Here is a 20,569-nt window from a genome sequence, read left to right on the forward strand (position 1 = left end):
GGCTCGGGCAGGCGCAGACTCACAGGAACGACGACGCACGTTCGGCGAGATCGAGCAGCGGTTGCGGCAGGATGCCGAGTACGAGCGTGGCGCCGCTGCACGCACCGATCGTGATCGCGACGCCCGCGCCCGGGATCCGGACGGTGGGGGCGTCGTCGGGGGCGTCGGTGAAGTACATCGCGGCGATCACGCGCATGTAGAACACCGCGGCGACGGCGCTGCTCAGCACGCCGACCACGACGAGCACCCATGCGCCGCTGCCGGAGGCGGCACCGAACACCGCGAGCTTCGCGACGAAACCGCTCGTGAGCGGGATGCCTGCCATCGACAACAGCATGAGCGCGAACACGCCTGCCGCGACGGGTGAGCGACGGCCGAGGCCGGCCCACCGGTCGAGTCCGGTCGCTTCGCTGCCGTCGGTCTCGCGGACGAGGGTGACGACCGCGAACGCACCGAGCGTCGACAGCGCGTAGGCGAGGAGATAGAACATCGTGGCCGCGGTGCCCGCGTCGTCGTATGCGACGACGCCGGTGAGAAGGAAGCCGGCATGGGCGATCGACGAGTACGCGAGCATGCGTTTGACGTCGCGCTGCGTGACGGCCGCGACGGCGCCGACCACCATGCTGAGGATCGCGACCGCCCACAGCACCGGTTCGAGGTCGAGGTGGGCAGGGGGCAGCGCGGTGTGGAACACGCGCAGCAGCGCACCGAACGCGGCGACCTTCGTCGCTGCCGCCATGAACCCGGTGACCGGGGTGGGTGCACCCTGGTAGACGTCGGGAACCCACGAATGGAAGGGCACGGCACCGACTTTGAACAGCAGCCCGACGGTCAGGAGTCCGCCGCCGAGCATCGCGAGCGTCGTGTCGTCGCCGCGGGCGGCCGCCTCGCCGATGCCTGCATACGACAGCGTGCCCGCGAATCCGTACAGCAGTGCGACGCCGTAGAGGAACACGGCGGACGAGAACGCGCCGAGCAGAAAGTATTTGAGCGCAGCTTCCTGCGAGAGCAGACGCCGGTGCCGTGCCATGCCGCACAGCAGGTAGAGCGGCAGCGAGAACACCTCGAGCGCGACGAACAACGTGAGCAGGTCGTCGGACGCCGGGAACAGCATCATGCCGCCGACCGCGAACAGGGTCAGCGGAAAGACTTCCGTCTGTACGACACCGGTTTTGGTGGCTTCGCGCTCGGCGACGCTGCCCGGTGCCGTGGAGGCCTGCGACGTGAACGCCTCCGAGCCACGCGCACCGACTCGCTCGGACACGGCCCCGGCGACTGCGGCAGGCAACCGCGCCGACATCAGCAGCACACCTGCCGCGGCGGCGACCAGAATCGTGCCCTGCAGAAACAGTGCGGGACCGTCGACGACGACGGAACCGGCGGCGGTGCGTTCGCGGGTACCGGCCAGTGCGACGACCGCGGCGAACGCGCAGGCGATTCCCGCGAGCGACAGCGTGAGCTGCACGCCGTACCGGTACCGCCGCGGGGCGAACGCTTCGACGAGCACGCCGACGACGGCGACACCGAACACGACGAGCATCGGCGCGAGCGCGGCGTAGTCGATCTGCGGGGACGGCAGGGCGTCCTGAGCGAACACGGTCATCGGTCACCTCTTTCCGCAACGGCGGACGCCGGGCCCCCGACGTCGGGCGCCGGATCGTGTTCTCCGATCGTGACGAGCGTGCCCTCGACGGCGGGGGTCACGACATCGAGGACGGGCCTCGGGAAGAAGCCGAGGACGAGCAGCAGAGCGACGAGCGGTGCGACGACCGCGATCTCGCGTTTGCCGAGGTCGGTGATCGACTCGTTGCCGTCCTTGACGGGGCCGGTCATGAGCCGCTGGTAGAGCCACAGCACGTACACCGCGGCGAGCACGAGCGCGGTGGACGCGACGACGGCGGCTACCGGATAGCGCGTGAACGTGCCGATCAGCACGAGGAATTCACTCACGAACGGCGCGAGCCCCGGTAGCGAAAGGGTCGCGAGTCCGGCGATCAGGAAGGTGCCTGCGAGTACGGGGGCGACCTTGCGTACGCCGCCGAACGCCTCGATCGCGCGGGTTCCGCGCCGCGACACCAGGAATCCGGCGATCAGCATGAGCGCCGCCGTGGAGATGCCGTGGTTGACCATGTACAGCGTCGACCCGGCCTGGCCCTGACTGGTGAGCGCGAAGATGCCGAGCACGATGAACCCGAAGTGCGACAGCGACGTGTAGGCGATCAGGCGCATGACGTCGGTCTGGCCGATCGCGAGGATCGCGCCGTACACGATGCTCACGACGGCGAGCGTGAGGATCAACGGCGTGAAGGTGCGGGTCGCGTCCGGGAACAGGTGCAGGCAGTAGCGCAGCATCGCGAACGTACCGACCTTGTCGACGACGGCCATCATGAGCACGGCGCTCGCCGGCGTCGCTTCGGCGGCGGCGCCGGGCAGCCACGTGTGCAGCGGCCACAGCGGTGCCTTGACGGCGAACGCGAACATGAAACCCAGGAACAGTGCGTTCGCGACGGCGGGGTCGAGGTCGAGGGCACCCGACGAGATCGCGGTCGACAGTGCCCGCAGATCGAATGTGCCGCTGTCGAACGGGCTCGACTCGCCCGCGCTCGCGACGTACAGGCCGATGACGGCGGCGAGCATCACGAGACCGCCTGCGAGGTTGTACAGCAGGAACTTCGCGGCTGCACGGGCGCGTGGTGCGGCGCCCGCGGCGGGACCGAACCCGCCCAGCAGGAAGTACATCGGGATGAGCATCGCCTCGAAGAACACGTAGAACAGCAGGACGTCGAGCGCGAGGAAGGACATCAGGACCATCGACTCGACGGCGAGGAACAGCGCGACGTACGTGTGGGTCCGCCGGGGCCGCGACGCGTCCTGCTCGGCGGGCACGTCGCGCCACGCCGCGAGCAGCAGGATCGGGACGAGTACGACGGTGAGCAGGACCAGCGCGAGCGCGATGCCGTCGAGGCCGAGTGTGTATCCGGTGCCGAACGCCGGTATCCACGAATGCGATTCGACGAACTGGTACTGCTCCGCTCCCGCCGTGGTGTCGAAGGAGACGGCGAGTCCGGCACCGACGCCGAGGGTCGCGAGGGCGGCCACCAGCGCGACGACCCGCGCGGCCTGCGGGGCGCGTGCGGGCACGACCGCGGTCGCGACGGCACCCACGAGTGGCAGCACCCACAGGACGGTCAACCAGGGGAAACTCATCACCAGGTCCTTCCCACGAGCGCGAACGCCAACACGAGTGCGCTGCCGGTGAGCATGTAGAGCGCGTACGAGCGCACGAACCCGTTCTGCAGCCCGCGCAGCGCGCGCGACACCGCGGCCACGGCCGTCCCGATGCCCTCGACGAGGCCGTCGACGCCGCGGCGGTCGGCCGCCGTGAGGACCTGGACTCCGGCGCGTCCGGGAGCCTCGATCGCGCGTTCGTTGAATGCGTCGCCGTAGAGGTCGGCGCGCGCCGCGGTGGTGAGCGCCGAGACGGCGGTCGGCGCGGTCTCCGGAATCGGCGCGGTGCCGTACTGCCGATAGGCGAGTGCGACGCCCGCGAGGACGACGACGAGGGTGCCGACCGTGAGCGTCCACACGGGGACGCCGAGTTCGCCGTGGTGCGCCCCGACGACCGGCTCCAGCCAGTGTTCGAGGGAGCCGCCGAACGCGAGGACACCGCCCGAGGCGACCGACCCGACCGCGACGAGGATCATCGGCCACGTCATGACCGCGGGCGATTCGTGCGGGTGTGCGTCGGGCCGCCAACGCCTTTCACCGAAGAACGTCATGAGCACGACGCGGGTCATGTAGAACGCGGTGATGCCTGCGCCGAGAAGTGCGGCGCCGCCGAGGATCAGCCCTTTCGCACCGCCTTCCGCGAACGCGGCCTCGATGATCTTGTCCTTCGAGAAGAAGCCGGCGAAGGGCGGGATGCCGAGGATCGCGAGGTAGCCGACGCCGAAGGTGACGAAGGTGACCGGCATGACGGCGCGCAGTCCACCGAACCGGCGCATGTCGGTCTCGTCGTTCATCGCGTGCATCACCGAGCCCGCGCCGAGGAACAGCCCTGCCTTGAAGAATCCGTGCGTCAGCAGGTGCATGATCGCGAACGCGTAGCCCGCGGGCCCGAGGCCCACCGCGAGCATCATGTAGCCGATCTGGCTCATCGTCGACGCCGCGAGCGCCTTCTTGATGTCGTCCTTCGCGCAGCCGATGATCGCGCCGAACAGCAGCGTGACGGTGCCGACCACGACGACGGCGAGCTGCGCGGTGGGTGCGAGGTCGAAGATCGGGTTGGCGCGGGCGATGAGGTACACACCCGCGGTGACCATCGTGGCCGCGTGGATGAGCGCCGACACCGGCGTCGGGCCTTCCATCGCGTCGCCGAGCCACGACTGCAGCGGCACCTGAGCGGACTTACCGCACGCGGCGAGCAGCAGCAACAGTCCGAGGGCGGTGACGATGCCGTCGCTCGCGGCGCCTGCCGAGCCGAACACGTCGGCGAACGACACCGACCCGAAGGTCGCGAACATGATCATGAGCGCGACCGCGAGTCCGACGTCGCCGACCCGGTTGACCACGAATGCCTTCTTCGCGGCCGTCGCGGCGGACGGGCGGTCCTGCCAGAAGCCGATCAGCAGGTACGACGCGAGCCCGACGCCTTCCCAGCCGAGGTAGAGGCCGAGGAAGTTGTCGGCGAGCACGAGCATCAGCATCGCGGCGAGGAACAGGTTGAGATAGGCGAAGAACCGGCGCCTGCCGGGGTCTGCCTTCATGTACCCGACCGAGTACACGTGGATGAGCGTGCCGACGCCGGTGACGAGCAGCGCGAAGCACATCGACAGCTGGTCGAGTTGGAGTCCGAAGTCGACGCGCAGTTCGCCGACGGGGATCCACGTGAACAGCCGCTCGTGCACGGCCCGGTCGGCGGTGGGCCGACCGAGCATCGCGACGAACAGCGCGGCCGCGACGACGAACGACGCGGCTGCGGCCGCGACGCCCACGAGGTGGCCCCACCGGTCGGCGCGTCTGCCGGTGAGCAGCAGCAGCGCGGCCCCGGCGAGCGGAAGGGCGGGAAGCAACCAGACGGCCGTCATGTTCCCCCGATCTTGGTCAGTGCCGCAGCAGGTCGGCGTCGTCGATCGAGGCCGATCGGCGGGAGCGGAAGAGGGTCATGATGATCGCGAGGCCGACGACCACCTCGGCGGCCGCGACGACCATCGTGAAGAACGCGATGACCTGGCCGTCGAGGTCGGTGTGCATGCGCGCGAACGTGACGAACGCGAGGTTCGTGGCGTTGAGCATGAGCTCGACGCACATGAACACGACGATCGCGTTGCGCCGCAACAGCACTCCTGCGGCACCGATCGTGAACAGCACCGCCGACAGGTACAGGTAGTTCTCGGGGTTCATCTCCGCTCGACCTCCCCGAGGGGCAGTTCCGGATTGCCCGAGCCGCCGGTGCGTAGGGTGCGGCTGACCGAGTCGCGCGCGTAGGAGCCGTCGGGGAGCAGCGCGGGCATGTCGACCGAGTTGTGCCGCGCGTACACGCCGGGGCTCGGCAGCGGTGTCGGACGGCCCGCGCCGCGGAAACGTGCACGGGACAGCTCGCGTTGGGTCGGTTTGCGTTCGAAACGTTCGCGATGCGCCAGCAGCATCGCACCGAGTGTCGCGGTGATGAGCAACGCGCCGGTGAGCTCGAAGGCCCACACGTACTGCAGGAACAGGATCTCCGCGAGCCCCTCGACGTTGCCCGCACCTGCGGCGGGCATGCCCGCACCGGTGTCGGTGACGGTCGCGGCGCCGATACCGCCCGCGAGGAGAAGGCCGAAACCGATCCCGACGACGACGGCACCGACACGTTGCCCGCGTACGGTTTCCACGAGCGATTCGGCCGAGTCGACGCCGACGAGCATCAGCACGAACAGGAAGAGCATCATGACGGCGCCCGTGTACACGACGATCTGGGCGACACCGAGGAACAGTGCGCCCTGCGCGATGTAGAACACGGCCAGCACGATCATCGTGGTCGCGAGGAACAGCGCCGAGTAGACGGCCTTGCGCGCGAACACGACTCCGAGCGCGCCCAGGGTCGCGACGACCGCGAGGATCCAGAACTGGACGGCCTCCGCGTTCACGATCGTTCCCCCGTCTCGCCGCCGTCGCCGCAGACGCGTCCGGCGTAGTAGTCCTCGTCGGACGCGCCGTCGGCCATCGGGTGCGGTGCCGGCGTCATGCCCGGTTCGAGCGGGGCGAGCAGTTGCTGTTTGTCGTAGATGAGGTCGGCGCGGTTGTCGTCGGCCATCTCGTAGTCGTTGGTCATGGTGAGCGCGCGGGTGGGGCACGCCTCGATGCACAGGCCGCAGCCGATGCAGCGCAGGTAGTTGATCTGGTAGACGCGGCCGTAGCGTTCACCGGGTGAGTAGCGTTCGTCGTCGGTGTTGTCGGCGCCCTCGACGTAGATCGCGTCGGCCGGGCACGCCCAGGCGCACAGCTCGCAGCCGATGCATTTCTCGAGGCCGTCGTCGTAACGGTTGAGTTGGTGCCGCCCGTGGTAGCGCGGCGCCGTCGGCGTCTTGTGCTCGGGATACGACTCGGTGAGCGGCTTCTTGAACATCGTGCCGAGAGTGACGCCGAAACCGGCTATCGGAGCGAAGAAGTCAGGCATCGCTGCCCTCCTGGGACGTGGAGACGGTGGTACGTGCGGGAAGCGGCGGAACGGGATAGCCGCCCGCGAGCGGGTCGAACGGCACCTCGGCGCGCGGCGGCGGCTCGGCGGGCGCGCCGCGCAGTACCCGCCCGGTGGCGACGAGCAGCACCGCCGACACGACGATCCCGCACACCACGAGCGCGGTGACCGCGGGCGCCGAACGCGGGCCGTCGGTGACGGCGCGGATGGTCGCGACGACCATGATCCACACGAGCGACGTGGGGATGAGGACCTTCCAGCCGAGGTTCATGAACTGGTCGTAGCGCAGGCGGGGGAGTGTCGCGCGCAGCCAGATGAACACGAACAGGAACGCCCACACCTTCGCGACGAACCACACGAGCGGCCACCAGCCGGAGTTCGCGCCGTCCCACATGTTCAGCGGCCACGGTGCGTGCCAGCCGCCGAAGAACAGCGTGGTCGCGAGGGCCGAGACGGTGATCATGTTGATGTACTCCGCCGCCATGAACATCGCGAATCGCAGTGACGAGTACTCGGTGTGGAAGCCGCCGACGAGTTCGCCTTCGGCTTCCGGGAGGTCGAAAGGCGCGCGATTGGTTTCGCCGACCATCGACGTGAGGTAGATCAGGAACGACGGCAGCAGTACGAACACGTACCACAGCCGGTCCTGGGCGGTGACGATCCCGGATGTCGACATGGTGGACGACAGCACGAACACGCTCGCGAAGGTCAGGCCCATCGCGATCTCGTACGAGATGACCTGCGCGGACGAGCGCAGCCCGCCGAGCAGCGGGTACGTCGAGCCCGACGACCAGCCGGCGAGCACGATGCCGTACACACCGACGGAGGTGACCGCGAGTACGTACAGCACGGCGACGGGAAGGTCGGTGAGCTGCAACGGGGTTCGGGTTCCGAAGATCGACACGACGGGTCCGAACGGGATGACGGCGAACGCGAGGATCGCGGCGGCGATCGAGATGCCCGGTGCGAGCAGGTAGACCGGCTTGTCGACCGCGGCCGGGATGATGCCTTCCTTGAGCGCGAGTTTCACGCCGTCGGCGACGGTCTGCAGCATGCCCCGAGGGCCGACGCGGTTGGGCCCGACGCGATGCTGCATCCAGCCGAGCACCTTGCGTTCGACGTAGATCATGACGACGGTCGTGCCCATCAGGAATGCGAAGATCACGATGGCCTTGACCACCACCAGCCACCACGGGTCGTGGCCGAATACCGACAGGTCCGTCATGAGTCCGCCCCTTCGCCCGTGATCGCGACGGTCTCGCCCCAGGTGGCGCCGAGCTGCTCGTACACCTCGCTGCCGAGCGAGCGCAGCGGCAGCCACACGACGCGCTCCGGCAGATCGGCGATGCGCAGTGGCACGGTGATCGCGCCGCGCGCCGTCGACACGGTGACGGGTTCGCCGTCGGCGACACCGATCTCGGCCGCGGTACCCGCCGACAGGTGGGCGACGACGGGGTGCGCGGTGCCCGCGAGATTGCGTTCGCCGTCCTGCATGCGGCCCAGGTCGAGCAGCATCCGCCAGGTCGCGAGTACGGCATGCCCTCGGTCGGGGCGCGCATGCTCTCGGGGCGCGCCGCCGTCGCTCGACGGCCGCGGCCCGTCCCAGCGGCTTGCGCGGGTGAGTTCGGCGCGCGCCGAGGCCGGGTCGGCGAGACCGAGCGAGACCCCCATCTCCGACGCGAGGGCGGTGAGCACGCGGTGATCGGGCAGCGTGCCGCTCTCGCGCAGTGCGGTGTCGAATGCGCGGGGCCTGCCTTCCCAGTCGAGGAAGGTGCCGCTCTTCTCCGCGACGGCCGCGACGGGGAACACGACGTCCGCACGGTCGGTGACCTCGCTGCTGCGCAGTTCGAGGCTCACGACGAATGGTGCCGTGTCGAGCGCGGCGCGTGCCGCGTGCGGGTCCGGCAGGTCGGCGAGCTCGACGCCACCGACGACGAGGGCGCCGAGTGTGCCGTCGGCGGCCGCGGCGAGGATCGCGCCGGTGTCGCGGCCCGGCGCCTCGGGCAGCTCGGTGACATTCCACAGGTTCGCGATGCGCCGCCTGGCGTCGGGTTCGGTGAGCGGGTGACCGCCGGGCAGCAGGCCCGGCAGGGCGCCCGCCTCGACGGCACCGCGGTCGCCCGCACGCCGCGGCACCCACGCGAGCCGGGCGCCGGTCGTGTCGGCGAGCCGCACCGCTGCGCGCAATCCACCGGGTGTGCCCGCGAGCCGTTCGCCGGCCAGCACGATCGACCCGGCTGGTAGCAGGTCGGAATCGAGCAATGACTCGAGCGCGGCTGCCTCGTCACCCGGCGGCGTGCGTAGCAGCCTGCCGGACAGTTTCGTGAGGCCTCGCGTCGTGAACGGGGCGATCGAGTGGATCGCGGTGCCGCGCCGCGCCGCTTTGCGCAAGCGCAGGAACACGATCGGCGATTCCTCTTCGGGCTCGAATCCGACGAGCAGCACGACCGGCGCGGTCTCGAGCGCATGATAGGTGACGGGCATCCCGGGACCCGCGACGTGCTCGGCCAGGAACGCCGTTTCCTCGGACGACGATGCGCGCGACCGGAAGTCGACGTCGTCGGTGCGGAGCACGGTGCGGGCGAACTTCGCGTACGCGTACGCGTCCTCGACGGTCGCGCGGCCGCCCACCAGGACGCCCGCACTGCCGCGTGCCGCGGCGAGCCCGCGCGCTGCGACGGCGAGTGCCGCGGGCCACGAGGCGGGTGCGAGGACGCCGTCCTCGCCGCGCACGAGCGGCGTCTCGATGCGGTCGCCCTCCGTCGCGTAGGTGAACGCCCAGCGGCCCTTGTCGCAATTCCATTCCTCGTTGACCTGCGGGTCGTCGCCTGCGAGACGGCGCAGGACCGTTCCTCGCCGATGGTCGGTGCGCTGCGCGCAGCCGCTCGCGCAGTGCTCGCACGTGCTCGGCGTCGAGACGAGGTCGAACGGGCGGGCCCGGAACCGGTAGGTCTCGCTCGTGAGCGCGCCGACGGGGCAGATCTGCACGGTGTTGCCCGAGAAGTACGACTCGAACGGTTCCTCGCCGTACACCCCGACCTGTTCGTTCGCGCCGCGTTCGAGCAGGTCGACGAAGGGATCGCCGGCGATCTGCTGCGAGAAGCGGGTGCACCGCGCGCACAGGACGCATCGCTCGCGGTCGAGCAGCACCTCGGTCGAGAGCGGAATGGGTTTGGGGAACGTGCGTTTGGTGCCGTCGAACCGCGTCTCGACACGGCCCGACGACATCGCCTGGTTCTGCAGCGGGCACTCGCCACCCTTGTCGCACACCGGGCAGTCGAGCGGGTGGTTGATGAGCAGCAGTTCCATCACGCCACGTTGCGCCTGCTCCGCCTCGTCGGAGGTGTACTGCGTGCGTACGACCATGCCGTCGGTGACGGTGGTGGTGCACGACGCGAGGGGTTTGCGTTGTCCCTCGACGGTGACGAGGCACTGGCGGCACGCGCCCACCGGATCGAGCAGCGGGTGGTCGCAGAAGCGTGGGATCTGCACGCCGATCAGCTCGGCCGCGCGAATGACCAAGGTGCCCTTGGGGACCGTCAGTTCGTGATCGTCGATCGTGACGGTCACGAGGTCGGTGGCCACGGCGGCGTCGTGCTCCGCGCGGTTCGCCGGATCGGTGTGCGTCATATGCTGTCCACCCCCGCCATGAGTGTCGATCGGACCGGGTCGAACGGGCACCCGCCGTGGTCGAGGTGCGCGGCGTACTCGTCGCGGAAGTACCGGATCGACGACGTGATCGGGCTGCCCGCGCCGTCACCCAAGGCGCAGAAGGACTTTCCGACGACGCTCGCGGTGACGTCGAGCAGTTTGTCGACGTCACCCGGGTCGGCGGTGCCGTTCTCGAGCCCGCGCAGCAGTTGCACGAGCCAGTAGGTGCCTTCGCGGCACGGCGTGCACTTCCCGCACGATTCGTGCGCGTAGAACTCCGTCCACCGCAGCACCGCGCGCACTACGCATGTCGTCTCGTCGAAGATCTGCAGTGCTTTGGTGCCGAGCATCGATCCGGCCGCGCCGACACCCTCGTAGTCGAGTGGTACGTCGAGGTGTTCGTCGGTGAACATCGGCGTCGACGAGCCGCCGGGTGTCCAGAACTTGAGCTCGTGCCCGGCCCGCACGCCGCCCGCGTAGTCGAGCAGTTCGCGCAGCGTGATGCCGAGCGGCGCCTCGTACTGGCCCGGCTTCTCGACGTGCCCCGACAGCGAGTACAGCGTGAAGCCGGGGGACTTCTCGGTGCCCATCGAGCGGAACCAGTCGGGTCCGTGCGCCAGGACCGACGGCACGCTCGCGATCGACTCGACGTTGTTGACCACGGTGGGGCACGCGTACAGGCCCGCGACCGCGGGGAAGGGCGGTCGCAGCCGAGGTTGGCCGCGTCGGCCCTCGAGCGAGTCGAGCAGCGCGGTCTCCTCGCCGCAGATGTAGGCGCCTGCGCCGGCGTGCACCGTGAGTTCGAGGTCGAAACCGGAACCGAGGACGTCGGAGCCGAGCAGGCCCGCGTCGTACGCCTCCGCGACCGCGCGGTGCAGCCGGCGCAGCACCGGCACCACCTCGCCGCGCACGTACACGAACGCGTGGTGCGCGCGGATGGCGTACGACGCGATGATCGCGCCCTCGATCAGGCTGTGCGGCGACCCGAGCAGCAGCGGCATGTCCTTGCACGTGCCGGGTTCGGACTCGTCGGCATTGACGACCAGGTAGTGCGGGGTGGTGGGGTCGTCCTGCGGGATGAACGACCACTTGGTGCCCACCGAGAAGCCTGCGCCGCCGCGGCCGCGGAGCCCGGACGCCTTGACGGTCTCGATCACGTCGTCGGGTGGCATCGCGAGTGCCGCCCGCAGCCCGTCGTAGCCGCCGTGTTCGCGATAGTTGTCGATCGTCCACGACTGTGGTTCGTCCCAGTGTCGACTCAGAACCGGGGTGAGCCCCGTGCGGGGCGCGGCGGTGTCCATGTGCTCACTCCCTGTTTCCGGGAAGCTCGGGATCGGGTGCGTACATGCCCTTTTCGTGTGCGACGCGGAGTCCGGCGAGGCTCGCGTCGCCCGCGCTCGGGGCGTCGTCGACGCCGTCGCGGGGGTCGGGGAATCCGGCGAGGATGCGTTCGGTCTCCCGGAACGTGCAGGGCGCGACCCCGCGTGCGGGAGTGGGCACGTCGCCCCGGCGCAGGGCGTCGACGAGGGCGCGCGCCGACTCGGGAGTCTGGTTGTCGAAGAACTCCCAGTTGACCATGATCACCGGTGCGTAATCGCACGCCGCATTGCACTCGACGTGCTCGAGCGTGACGGCCCCGTCGTCGGTGGTGCCGCCCGACTCGACGCCCAGGTGCTCCTGCAACGCCGATTCGATCGCGTCGCCGCCCATGATCGCGCACAGCGTGTTGGTGCACACCCCGACGAGGTAGTCGCCGGTGGGGCCGCGCCGGTACATCGAGTAGAAGGTCGCCACCGCGGTGACCTCGGCGCCGGTGAGTCCGACCACGTCCGCGCAGAAGTCGATGCCCGCGGGCGTGATGTAGCCGTCCTCGGCCTGCACGAGATGCAGGAGCGGCAGCAGCGCCGAACGCGGCTGCGGGTAACGCGCGAGGATCGCCGTCGCGTCGGCGTCGAGGCGGGCGAGCACGTCGGTCGGATAGCTGGTGCGGGCGCCGGGCCGCACCAGCTGCACCTGCTCGTCGGGGCCCGCCCCGAAGGCCGTGCCGAGCGCGCCCGGCCCGAAGGACAGCAACACGGGTTCGCGTGCCGTGAGATCGTCGGTCATCGGTCGACACCTCCCATCACGGGGTCGATGCTCGCGACCGAGGCGATCACGTCGGACACCATGCCGCCCTCGCACATCGCCGCGACCGCTTGCAGGTTCGTGAACGACGGGTCGCGAAAGTGCACGCGGTACGGACGCGTGCCGCCGTCGCTCACCATGTGCACACCCAGCTCGCCGCGCGGCGACTCGACCGACGTGAACACCTGCCCGGGCGGGACGCGGAAGCCCTCCGTCACGAGCTTGAAGTGGTGGATGAGCCCCTCCATCGAGTTGCCCATGATGTGGTCGATGTGCTCGGGCGAGTTGCCGAGACCGTCGGGCCCGACGGTGAGATCGGCAGGCCACGCGAGCTTCTTGTCCTCGAGCATCACCGGGCCCGGGCGCAGCCGGTCGAGGCACTGCTCGACGATCTTCAGAGACTCGGCCATCTCGCGCACGCGGATCCGGTAACGCCCGTAGCAGTCGCAGCCGTCGTCGGTGACGACGTCGAATTCGTAGTTCTCGTAGCCGCAGTAGGGCTCCGAACGGCGCAGATCGTGTGGCAGGCCGGTCGAGCGCAGTACCGGCCCGGTGATGCCGAGCGCCATGCACCCGGTGAGATCGAGATAGCCGATGCCCTGGGTGCGGGCGCGCCAGATCGGGTTCTCGTCGAGCATCGCACCGAGATCGGCGATGCGCTTCGGCAGGAACCGCAGCAACTCGCGCACCTTGTCGACGGTGCCGTCCGGCAGATCCTGCGCGAGCCCGCCCGGGCGGATGTACGCGTGGTTCATCCGCAGTCCGGTGATCGACTCGAACACGTCGAGGATCGGTTCGCGATCGCGGAATCCGAACAGCATCGCGCTGACGGCACCGAGTTCCATGCCGCCCGTCGCGAGCGCGACGAGGTGCGACGAGACCCGGTTGAGCTCCATCAGCATGACGCGCACGACGTTCGCGCGCTCGGGTACGTCGTCCTCGACGCCGAGCAGCCGTTCGACGCCGAGGCAGTACGCGACCTCGTTGAAGAACGGCGCCAGGTAGTCCATGCGCGTGACGAAGGTGACGCCCTGTGTCCAGTTGCGGTACTCGAGGTTCTTCTCGATCCCGGTGTGCAGGTAGCCGATTCCGCACCGTGCCTCGGTGACCGTCTCGCCCTCGAGTTCGAGGATCAGGCGCAGCACGCCGTGCGTCGACGGATGTTGCGGGCCCATGTTGACGACGATGCGTTCCTCGCCGATCTCGTGTGCCGCGTCCACGATGTCGTCCCAGTCCTGGCCCGAGGCCGTGTACACGGTTGCCGTGTCGTCGCTCATCAGCTGTAGGCCCTCCTCTCGTCGGGAGGTGGAATGCGTGCGCCCTTGTATTCGACGGGCACACCGCCGAGCGGGTAGTCGCGTCGCTGCGGGTGGCCCTGCCAGTCGTCGGGCATCTCGATCCGCGTGAGCGACGGGTGCCCGTCGAAGACGATGCCGAAGAAGTCGTAGGTCTCGCGTTCGTGCCAGTCCTCGGTGGGATACACGTCGAACAGCGACGGGACGTGCGGGTCGGCGTCCGGCACCGCGACCTCGAGCCGCACGCGCCGGTTCCACGTGATCGACAACAGCGGGTACACCGCGTGCAGTTCGCGGTCGGTGTCGTCGGGATAGTGCACGCCGCTCACGCCGAGGCACATCTCGAATCGCAGGTCGGGATGGTCGCGCAGGGTGCGCGCGACGACGGGCAGGAACTCGCGCCGCACGTGCAGCGTCAGCTCGCCGCGGTGCACGACGACCTTCTCCACCGCCGCGTCGAAGCCGCCGTGCTCGGCGAGCGCGTCGTGCAGGGTGTCGGCGAACTCGTCGAACCAGCCGCCGTACGGGCGAGGGGCGCTGCCGGGCAACATGACCGGATGTCGCAGCCTGCCGTAGCCAGACGTGTCGCCCGTGCCGTGGACGCCGAACATGCCCTGGCGCACACCGATGACGTCGTCGTGCGGCCGCTCGGGCGGTGGGGTGTCGCTCATCGCAGCAGCCCCTTCAACTCGATCGTGGGGCGGGTGTCGAGGGCCGCGGCTTCGGCCGCGCGGATCGCTTCGTCGCGGTGCACACCGAGCGGCATCTGCCCGATCTTCTCGTGCAGCTTCAGGATTGCGTGCAGCAGCATCTCGGGCCGCGGCGGACAGCCGGGCAGATAGATGTCGACGGGGACGACATGGTCGACTCCCTGCACGATCGCGTAGTTGTTGAACATGCCACCCGACGACGCGCAGACCCCCATCGACAGAACCCATTTCGGTTCCACCATCTGGTCGTACACCTGCCGCAGAACGGGCGCCATCTTCTGGCTCACGCGGCCCGCGACGATCATGAGGTCGGCCTGACGCGGCGACGCGCGGAACGGTTCCATACCGAATCGTGCGATGTCGAAACGCGGCCCGCTCGTGGCCATCATCTCGATGGCGCAGCACGCGAGACCGAACGTCGCCGGCCACAACGAGCCCTTACGCAGATAGCCTGCGAGGCTCTCCACGGTGCTCAGCAGGAAACCGCTGGGCACCTTCTCTTCGAGACCCATGGATTCTCACTTCCGAAACACTCTCGGTTCCAGATGGTTTCGCTTGTCCGGTCAACCCCAGGCGAGGCCACCGCGTCTCCACTCGTATGCATAGGCGACCGACACGTTGACGACGAACAACGCCATCGCCGCGAGGCCGAAGTAGCCGAGGGCGTCGAAGTGCACCGCCCACGGGTAGAGAAAGACGATTTCGATGTCGAAGACGATGAACAGCATCGCCGTCAGGTAGTACTTGACCGGAAAACGCTGACCACCGCGCCGGTCGCCCACCCGCTGACGCGCGGTGGGTTCGATACCGCACTCGTAGGCTTCGAGTTTGGCCCGGTTGTACCGGCTCGGACCCACGAACGACCCGATCGCGACGGACACGACGGCGAACGCGACCGCGACGGCTCCCAGCACGAGGATCGGTGTGTAGACGTTCATGCGACCGCCACCTCTCGCCTGTACATCTCGGGAGCCCCGCGACCCTCTCCCTTCGGGAGCCCCGGAATCACGGTGCCGAACCGGTGTGATACAAGACCGACCCTACACATTTTGTGACCGAGCGCACGCGATTGACCGGGCTGTGTCGCACCGAGTGCGAAAAACCAGCCCTCGACGCGTTGACCTGGGCTGATCGGCTTCGCCGACAGGGCGGTTTCTCGGAAATCCACTCGACCGACAGCCGCGAAACCGCCCGTTCGGTGCGCGGGCTAGGAGCGGACGGCGGCCTTGCGGAGCAGGGGGAGTGCCGCGGCCGCGAGATCGATCGGGTCGATGGGCTGCGGCACCGCGGCCTCGGCGCGCGACCAGTGGGCGAGCCACGCGTCGTCGGCGCGACCGGTGAGCACGAGGATCGGCGGGCAGTGCTCGAGCTCGTCCTTGAGTTGCTTCGCGAGGCCGAGGCCGCCGGAAGGGGTGGCTTCGCCGTCGAGGATCGCGAGGTCGATGGCACCCTCGTCCATGTGGTGCACGACCATCGGGGCGGTGGCGACCTCGGCGTACTCGAGGTCGGGAAGATCGGGATGCAGCCGCGTCCCCATCGCCTGCATCACCCGTTCGCGCGTGAGTGCGTCGTCGCTGTAGACGAGCACACGCAGCGGCGCCGACGGGGAGGTGTGATCCGAGGACACAGTGCCGATGTTAACGACACCTGGCGCATTCTGCCCGGCGGCACACCGGAATCATCGGTCGCCGAGCCCCCGACGGAGCGCGTCGACGGTCGTCTCGGGCGACGAGTTGAAGCACAACCGGCTCGACGGCGACAGCTCGACGACCGCGTTGACGATGCGCTCGAACAGAAGAGTGTTCTGCGGCATCATGCGGATTCCGCCGCCAACCATCACGAGCCCGACCTCGCCCTCGGTGCGGCCGGGCAGCGTGGAGTAGTCGAGGAAGTGCGGGTCGATGCCGATCGACAACACGCGCGTGTTCATGCCAGCTCCTTCCGGACAGGTCGGTGCCGTCGACGACGGGTGTCAGCGGCCTATCGCGCTCTCACACCAGGAAGTCGGCCACGAGCAGCGTCCCTGCCGATAATGCGGCGGCAGCGGGGAAGGTCGTGACCCACGCGGCCACCATGTTTCCCGCCACGGCCCAGCGCACCGCCGACGTGCGCTTCGTCGAACCGGCGCCCATGATCGCCGACGGGATGACGTGCGTCGTCGACACCGGCGCGCCCATTCCGGCCGACGCGACGTACAGCACCGACGCTGCGGTCGCTTCGGCCGCGAAGCCGTGCGGTGGGTCGAGCTCGATGATCTTGCGCCCGAGCGTGCGCATGATCCGCGTGCCGCCCGTTGCCGTGCCGAATGCCAGAACGGCCGCGGTCACGAGAAGGGTCCACATCGGGATCGAATAGTCATCCTGGTACCCCGCGACGACGAGTGCGAGCACGATGATCCCGACGGTCTTCGCGGCGTCCTGCATGCCGTGCCCGAATGCCATCGCCGCAGCCGACAGTGTCTGCGCGCGGCGGAATCCCCGGCCGGTGCCCGCCGGTGAGCGTTTACGGAACAGCCACAGGATCGCGATCATGACAGTCGCGCCCAGCACGAATCCGATGACGGGAGAGACGATCATCGGCACGAGGATCTTGTCGAAGACGCCGGTCCACAGCACGGTCATTCCGCCCGCGAGGGCCGCGCCGACCATGCCGCCGACGAGTGCATGCGACGACGACGACGGCAAGCCGAACCACCACGTGACGAGGTTCCATCCGATCGCGCCGACGAGTGCACACGCGACGATTGCGAGTGCGTACGGCCCGACCTCGAGTTCGATGATCCCCTCACCGACCGTCGACGCGACCTTGGCGCCGAAAAAGAAGCCGACGAGATTGCCGATCGCTGCCATCGCGAGCGCCGCTCGCATCGTGAGTGCACGCGTCGAGACCGATGTGGCGATCGCATTCGCGGAATCGTGGAACCCGTTGGTAAAGGTGAACACCATCGCCAGACCGATCACCACGATCAGAAGGAACACGGTCGCTCACGACTCCTTGAGCACGATTGACTCGACGACATGCGACACCCGCTCGAATGCGTCGGCGGCGTCTTCGAGTTCGTCGGCGATGTCCTTGAGCTTCATGACCGTGAGCGCGTCGACGTTGCCGTCGAACAGTTCGGCGAGAAAAGACCGGTACATCTGGTCGGCACGGTTCTCGAGCGCGTTCATCTCGATCCAGTACGGCTCGAGGTTCTTCATCGTCGCCAGGCGCGGCATCGCATCCGACGTGACCTTTGCGCAGTTGTCGAGGACGCCGATGACGTCACACAGGTGCGGTGGGATCCGCGGTACGCGGTACAGCGTCGCGAGGTGTGTCGCGGCCTCCATGTGGTCCATGACGTCGTCGAGGCTCGACCCGAGCAGATAGATGTCCGAGCGGTCGAAAGGCGTCACGAAACTCGAATTGAGCGTGCGGAAGGGCTCGTCGGTGATCCGGTCGCACTCGTGCTCGAGCTCGACCATACGGGTGGCGATCGCAGCAATGTCCGCTTCGGGATCGAATAGTTCGGCCAGCACCTTCGTCGCCGTGGCCAGGGTGTGGGCGGATGACGAGAAGAGGTCGTAGAACAGGTCGTTCTTGGGTTTGAATCGGGAGAACGCGAAAGCTCCTTTACGCGTGCGTGTTCGCGGTGCGTGCCGAATGGGCAGAAGGGTCGGGATGCCGACACGTGAGGGGGCGTGCCGGCATCCCGAGTTCATTGGTCGCGGGCCGCGTCGAGCGCGGTGCGACGTTGGTCGATCCACGACTGCATCGTGTCGACGCTCGAGCGCAGGTCCTCATCGGTGAGGCCGTCGCTGGTCGGCACGGATTCCGCGATGTCGTCGAGAATCGCGCTCGCCGTACCGCTGCCGTACATCTGGTCGTAGAGCTTCCAGTACTGCTCGTCGTAGACCTTGCGCAGCTCGTCCGACGCGAGGAAGCGAGTCTTGAGTTCGTTTCCACCAAGAGAATGCCCACCGGCACCGCCAGGCATTCCCTGCTGCTGCGCGTCACCGCCGGTCTCGCCGTCGGCGGGCGGCTGCATGCCTTGCGGCATTTCTCCCTGGGGCATGTTCCCCTGCGGGCGCATCCCGCCTTGGGGTGGCTGCATACCATTCGCCGGGCGCTGCATGCTGCCCTGCTGACCCGTGTCTTCGCCTGTCTGCGCGGCATCGGGAGCCTGGTCCTGGCGGCCGCCGCCCATGCCGCCTCCCATAGCACCGGGACCCATCGAGACGGCCTCGTCGGGCCCCGTGGTGGCGTCGCCCTGCATCGCCATGTTGAGATCCCACGAGACGACAGACAGCTTCTCGGTCTCGAGGTCGTACCACAGGTAGTAGTTCTGTCCCGGTCCCGCCATGTCGTCGGCGTTGACGATCAGGTTCTGCGTGGCAAGGTATTTCGCGAACGACTCGACGTCGACCCAGTCGCCCAGATGCTGTTCGAACTCCTCGTCGCTCGCCGAGTCCATCCACTCGAGGAAGTTGACGATCGGCTGCAGGTTGCCGGAATCGGCCGCGTTGATCTGTGTGAACTGCTCCGAGTAGTCGGACTGGTCGCGTCCCACGTACTCGAACCGTGACGACGCGTCCGCCTTGTACAGGTAGCCGTCCGAGTCGAACAGTTCGTTCGCGTACGTGTCGTCGGGATGTGCGAGCAAAAGGCGGGTCGCGGTGGCACCGCCGTTGATCGAGTACACGGCGTACGCATACTGCTGCGTCGGCTGATCCGTCGTGTCGGTGAGCGACAGCGCCATCGCCTCGTTGAGCACCGGGCTGCCCGGGCGTACCGAGATCTCCGTCATCCCTTGGTACGCACGGCCGTCCGCATTCTCGTCGAAGCTGAGCAGCAACGGCAGCGACGTCGGGTCGTCGGCGGAGGCCTGCGAGACCGTGCCCATACCGCCCATGCCTTCACCCATCGCGGCGGGGTCGAACCCTTCCGGCAGCTCCATCCCTTCCGGAGGCTGGAAGCCTTCGCCGCCAGGTCCGGCGCCGTCGCCGCGCACGCCCATCAACGTCGAGTTGCCCTTGAGTCGCACCGCGACATCGGTGACGACGGTGCCGTCGATCGTGACGGTCGCGTTGACCCACTTCTTCTCGCCGGTCGACTGGAACGACGTGATCATGTCGTCGTACTCGGCGTCGGTCATGTCGATCGAGAGCTCGTGGTCGACGGACGTGTCGAACAGGTCGACCGTGCCGGTGATGTTGTCGGTGATCGGCGACGCGATGACGGTCGCGTCCCCCGTGATGTAAGGCCGGATGGACACGCTGCCGAAGACGCCGCCGAGCACGGCCAGGACCGCGGCCAGCGCCACCACGAGCTTCCAGTGCTGTCGTACCGACTTCGGAATACGATGCCGAAAAAGTGTTCTCGGTTGCGGTGGGCCGCCACCGTGCGGCGCGGTCATCAGATGTCCGTCTGGTCGTATCCGGTCAGGACCGTGACACGCTGGCCGGTGTTGATGTCGCTGAGTGCCGCGATGAGATCGGCCGGTTTCTTGCTCTTCTTCAGTTGCGCCGTGTAGTACAGCTCGTTGAGCGCACCGGAACGGACGGACTCGGTGGACACGAGTTCGTAGTCGGTGCAGTAGTCGATCATGATGTCCTCGACGAGATTGGTGTAGCCCGGCTCCGGCGGCACCTGCACCTTCACCACCTGGCGCTGCACGTCCAGCTTGAACCAGCTGAACTTGTACATCAGCAGCAGCACGAGGCAGATCACAGCCGTCGCGACGATCGCGAGCAGGTAGAAACGGGTGCCCGTCGTCATACCGATGGCCATCACGAAGAAGATGAACCCGACATCGCGGGTTTCCTTGACGGCGTTGCGGAATCGGACCACCGACAGCGCACCGACGAGTGCGAACGCGCGGGCGATGTTGGAGCCGACCACCAGCATGATGATCGACACGATCATGCCGACCATCACGAGGGTCTGCACGTACGACTGGCTGTACGAGACGTTCTTGTGCGTGTAGCGGTAGACCCAGCCGATGATCGCCGAGAGGACGAAGGACAGTACGAGCGAGGCCACGATATCGAACGTCGTGAACGTCCCACTGAGGTCTTGGATGTCGAGGTTCATGAGTTCCTGTATCTGGTTTCGGGGTATCCGGTTGTGGT

20 protein-coding genes are annotated in these 20,569 nt (G+C 68.2%); all 20 read right to left on the reverse strand.

All coding sequences use genetic code 11. The features are described from left to right. Positions 1-19: 19 nt before the first annotated feature. The 20 genes from nuoN to HCA44_RS18075 all read right to left on the reverse strand — a co-directional run bounded on the left by nuoN (position 20) and on the right by HCA44_RS18075 (position 20,531). Positions 20-1,603, reverse strand: coding sequence for an NADH-quinone oxidoreductase subunit NuoN (gene nuoN / locus HCA44_RS17980; protein WP_169650699.1), 1,584 nt, complete (start codon positions 1,601-1,603; stop codon positions 20-22). Beyond that, on the reverse strand, positions 1,600-3,207 hold the full coding sequence (locus HCA44_RS17985) for an NADH-quinone oxidoreductase subunit M (protein WP_206038327.1): 1,608 nt from the start codon (positions 3,205-3,207) through the stop codon (positions 1,600-1,602). Before HCA44_RS17985 ends, nuoN begins: the two co-directional genes overlap by 4 nt. Further along, the gene (gene nuoL / locus HCA44_RS17990; protein WP_169650700.1) at positions 3,207-5,087 is read right to left on the reverse strand and encodes an NADH-quinone oxidoreductase subunit L; all 1,881 of its coding nucleotides are present in this window, start codon (positions 5,085-5,087) and stop codon (positions 3,207-3,209) included. The genes HCA44_RS17985 and nuoL overlap by 1 nt, the downstream gene beginning before the upstream one ends. Before the next feature lie 16 nt (positions 5,088-5,103). Next, positions 5,104-5,403 carry an NADH-quinone oxidoreductase subunit NuoK gene (gene nuoK / locus HCA44_RS17995; protein WP_169650701.1) on the reverse strand — a complete coding sequence of 100 codons (300 nt, stop codon included), beginning with the start codon at positions 5,401-5,403 and terminating at the stop codon, positions 5,104-5,106. Then, complete coding sequence (locus HCA44_RS18000) at positions 5,400-6,128, reverse strand: NADH-quinone oxidoreductase subunit J (RefSeq protein WP_346764780.1); 729 nt, start codon at positions 6,126-6,128, stop codon at positions 5,400-5,402. Before HCA44_RS18000 ends, nuoK begins: the two co-directional genes overlap by 4 nt. Then, complete coding sequence (gene nuoI / locus HCA44_RS18005) at positions 6,125-6,658, reverse strand: NADH-quinone oxidoreductase subunit NuoI (protein ID WP_206038328.1); 534 nt, start codon at positions 6,656-6,658, stop codon at positions 6,125-6,127. Before nuoI ends, HCA44_RS18000 begins: the two co-directional genes overlap by 4 nt. Next, positions 6,651-7,904 carry an NADH-quinone oxidoreductase subunit NuoH gene (gene nuoH / locus HCA44_RS18010; RefSeq protein ID WP_169650702.1) on the reverse strand — a complete coding sequence of 418 codons (1,254 nt, stop codon included), beginning with the start codon at positions 7,902-7,904 and terminating at the stop codon, positions 6,651-6,653. The genes nuoI and nuoH overlap by 8 nt, the downstream gene beginning before the upstream one ends. Further along, the gene (locus tag HCA44_RS18015; RefSeq protein WP_169650703.1) at positions 7,901-10,309 is read right to left on the reverse strand and encodes an NADH-quinone oxidoreductase subunit G; all 2,409 of its coding nucleotides are present in this window, start codon (positions 10,307-10,309) and stop codon (positions 7,901-7,903) included. The genes nuoH and HCA44_RS18015 overlap by 4 nt, the downstream gene beginning before the upstream one ends. Continuing rightward, complete coding sequence (gene nuoF, locus HCA44_RS18020) at positions 10,306-11,631, reverse strand: NADH-quinone oxidoreductase subunit NuoF (protein WP_169650704.1); 1,326 nt, start codon at positions 11,629-11,631, stop codon at positions 10,306-10,308. The genes HCA44_RS18015 and nuoF overlap by 4 nt, the downstream gene beginning before the upstream one ends. A gap of 4 nt (positions 11,632-11,635) precedes the next feature. Continuing rightward, a complete protein-coding gene (gene nuoE / locus HCA44_RS18025; protein ID WP_169650705.1) occupies positions 11,636-12,436 on the reverse strand; it encodes an NADH-quinone oxidoreductase subunit NuoE in 801 nt (266 codons plus the stop codon). Continuing rightward, positions 12,433-13,731 carry an NADH dehydrogenase (quinone) subunit D gene (gene nuoD, locus HCA44_RS18030; RefSeq protein ID WP_169650706.1) on the reverse strand — a complete coding sequence of 433 codons (1,299 nt, stop codon included), beginning with the start codon at positions 13,729-13,731 and terminating at the stop codon, positions 12,433-12,435. Before nuoD ends, nuoE begins: the two co-directional genes overlap by 4 nt. Continuing rightward, positions 13,731-14,420, reverse strand: a complete 690-nt coding sequence (locus HCA44_RS18035; protein ID WP_169650707.1) for an NADH-quinone oxidoreductase subunit C — start codon at positions 14,418-14,420, stop codon at positions 13,731-13,733. Before HCA44_RS18035 ends, nuoD begins: the two co-directional genes overlap by 1 nt. Continuing rightward, positions 14,417-14,971 (reverse strand): NADH-quinone oxidoreductase subunit B, encoded by a 555-nt coding sequence (locus HCA44_RS18040; RefSeq protein ID WP_169650708.1) that lies wholly within the window; start codon positions 14,969-14,971, stop codon positions 14,417-14,419. The genes HCA44_RS18035 and HCA44_RS18040 overlap by 4 nt, the downstream gene beginning before the upstream one ends. A gap of 51 nt (positions 14,972-15,022) precedes the next feature. Further along, entirely contained in the window at positions 15,023-15,397 is a 375-nt protein-coding gene (locus HCA44_RS18045; RefSeq protein ID WP_169650709.1) for an NADH-quinone oxidoreductase subunit A, read from the reverse strand. 269 nt (positions 15,398-15,666) lie between these two features. After that, positions 15,667-16,053, reverse strand: coding sequence for a response regulator transcription factor (locus HCA44_RS18050; RefSeq protein ID WP_169650757.1), 387 nt, complete (start codon positions 16,051-16,053; stop codon positions 15,667-15,669). 84 nt (positions 16,054-16,137) lie between these two features. Continuing rightward, on the reverse strand, positions 16,138-16,389 hold the full coding sequence (locus HCA44_RS18055; protein ID WP_169650710.1) for a hypothetical protein: 252 nt from the start codon (positions 16,387-16,389) through the stop codon (positions 16,138-16,140). A gap of 61 nt (positions 16,390-16,450) precedes the next feature. Then, the gene (locus HCA44_RS18060) at positions 16,451-17,437 is read right to left on the reverse strand and encodes an inorganic phosphate transporter (protein WP_346764781.1); all 987 of its coding nucleotides are present in this window, start codon (positions 17,435-17,437) and stop codon (positions 16,451-16,453) included. 6 nt (positions 17,438-17,443) lie between these two features. Further along, entirely contained in the window at positions 17,444-18,109 is a 666-nt protein-coding gene (locus HCA44_RS18065) for a DUF47 family protein (RefSeq protein WP_277350842.1), read from the reverse strand. 47 nt (positions 18,110-18,156) lie between these two features. After that, positions 18,157-19,854 carry a CotH kinase family protein gene (locus tag HCA44_RS18070; RefSeq protein WP_169650712.1) on the reverse strand — a complete coding sequence of 566 codons (1,698 nt, stop codon included), beginning with the start codon at positions 19,852-19,854 and terminating at the stop codon, positions 18,157-18,159. Further along, a complete protein-coding gene (locus HCA44_RS18075; protein ID WP_169650713.1) occupies positions 19,854-20,531 on the reverse strand; it encodes a DUF4956 domain-containing protein in 678 nt (225 codons plus the stop codon). Before HCA44_RS18075 ends, HCA44_RS18070 begins: the two co-directional genes overlap by 1 nt. Positions 20,532-20,569: the final 38 nt, after the last annotated feature.

The organism is Rhodococcus sp. HNM0569, assembly GCF_012726205.1.
Lineage (GTDB): Bacteria > Actinomycetota > Actinomycetes > Mycobacteriales > Mycobacteriaceae > Rhodococcus_F.

Bases quoted from the DNA above. Each gene is read 5' to 3' on its own strand.
- nuoN (WP_169650699.1), bottom strand. From the start codon at position 1,603: ATGACCGTGTTCGCTCAGGACGCCCTGCCGTCCCCGCAGATCGACTAC.
- HCA44_RS17985 (WP_206038327.1), bottom strand. From the start codon at position 3,207: ATGAGTTTCCCCTGGTTGACCGTCCTGTGGGTGCTGCCACTCGTGGGT.
- nuoL (WP_169650700.1), bottom strand. From the start codon at position 5,087: ATGACGGCCGTCTGGTTGCTTCCCGCCCTTCCGCTCGCCGGGGCCGCG.
- nuoK (WP_169650701.1), bottom strand. From the start codon at position 5,403: ATGAACCCCGAGAACTACCTGTACCTGTCGGCGGTGCTGTTCACGATC.
- nuoI (WP_206038328.1), bottom strand. From the start codon at position 6,658: ATGCCTGACTTCTTCGCTCCGATAGCCGGTTTCGGCGTCACTCTCGGC.
- nuoH (WP_169650702.1), bottom strand. From the start codon at position 7,904: ATGACGGACCTGTCGGTATTCGGCCACGACCCGTGGTGGCTGGTGGTG.
- HCA44_RS18015 (WP_169650703.1), bottom strand. From the start codon at position 10,309: ATGACGCACACCGATCCGGCGAACCGCGCGGAGCACGACGCCGCCGTG.
- nuoF (WP_169650704.1), bottom strand. From the start codon at position 11,631: ATGGACACCGCCGCGCCCCGCACGGGGCTCACCCCGGTTCTGAGTCGA.
- nuoE (WP_169650705.1), bottom strand. From the start codon at position 12,436: ATGACCGACGATCTCACGGCACGCGAACCCGTGTTGCTGTCCTTCGGG.
- nuoD (WP_169650706.1), bottom strand. From the start codon at position 13,731: ATGAGCGACGACACGGCAACCGTGTACACGGCCTCGGGCCAGGACTGG.
- HCA44_RS18035 (WP_169650707.1), bottom strand. From the start codon at position 14,420: ATGAGCGACACCCCACCGCCCGAGCGGCCGCACGACGACGTCATCGGT.
- HCA44_RS18040 (WP_169650708.1), bottom strand. From the start codon at position 14,971: ATGGGTCTCGAAGAGAAGGTGCCCAGCGGTTTCCTGCTGAGCACCGTG.
- HCA44_RS18045 (WP_169650709.1), bottom strand. From the start codon at position 15,397: ATGAACGTCTACACACCGATCCTCGTGCTGGGAGCCGTCGCGGTCGCG.
- HCA44_RS18055 (WP_169650710.1), bottom strand. From the start codon at position 16,389: ATGAACACGCGCGTGTTGTCGATCGGCATCGACCCGCACTTCCTCGAC.
- HCA44_RS18070 (WP_169650712.1), bottom strand. From the start codon at position 19,854: ATGACCGCGCCGCACGGTGGCGGCCCACCGCAACCGAGAACACTTTTT.
- HCA44_RS18075 (WP_169650713.1), bottom strand. From the start codon at position 20,531: ATGAACCTCGACATCCAAGACCTCAGTGGGACGTTCACGACGTTCGAT.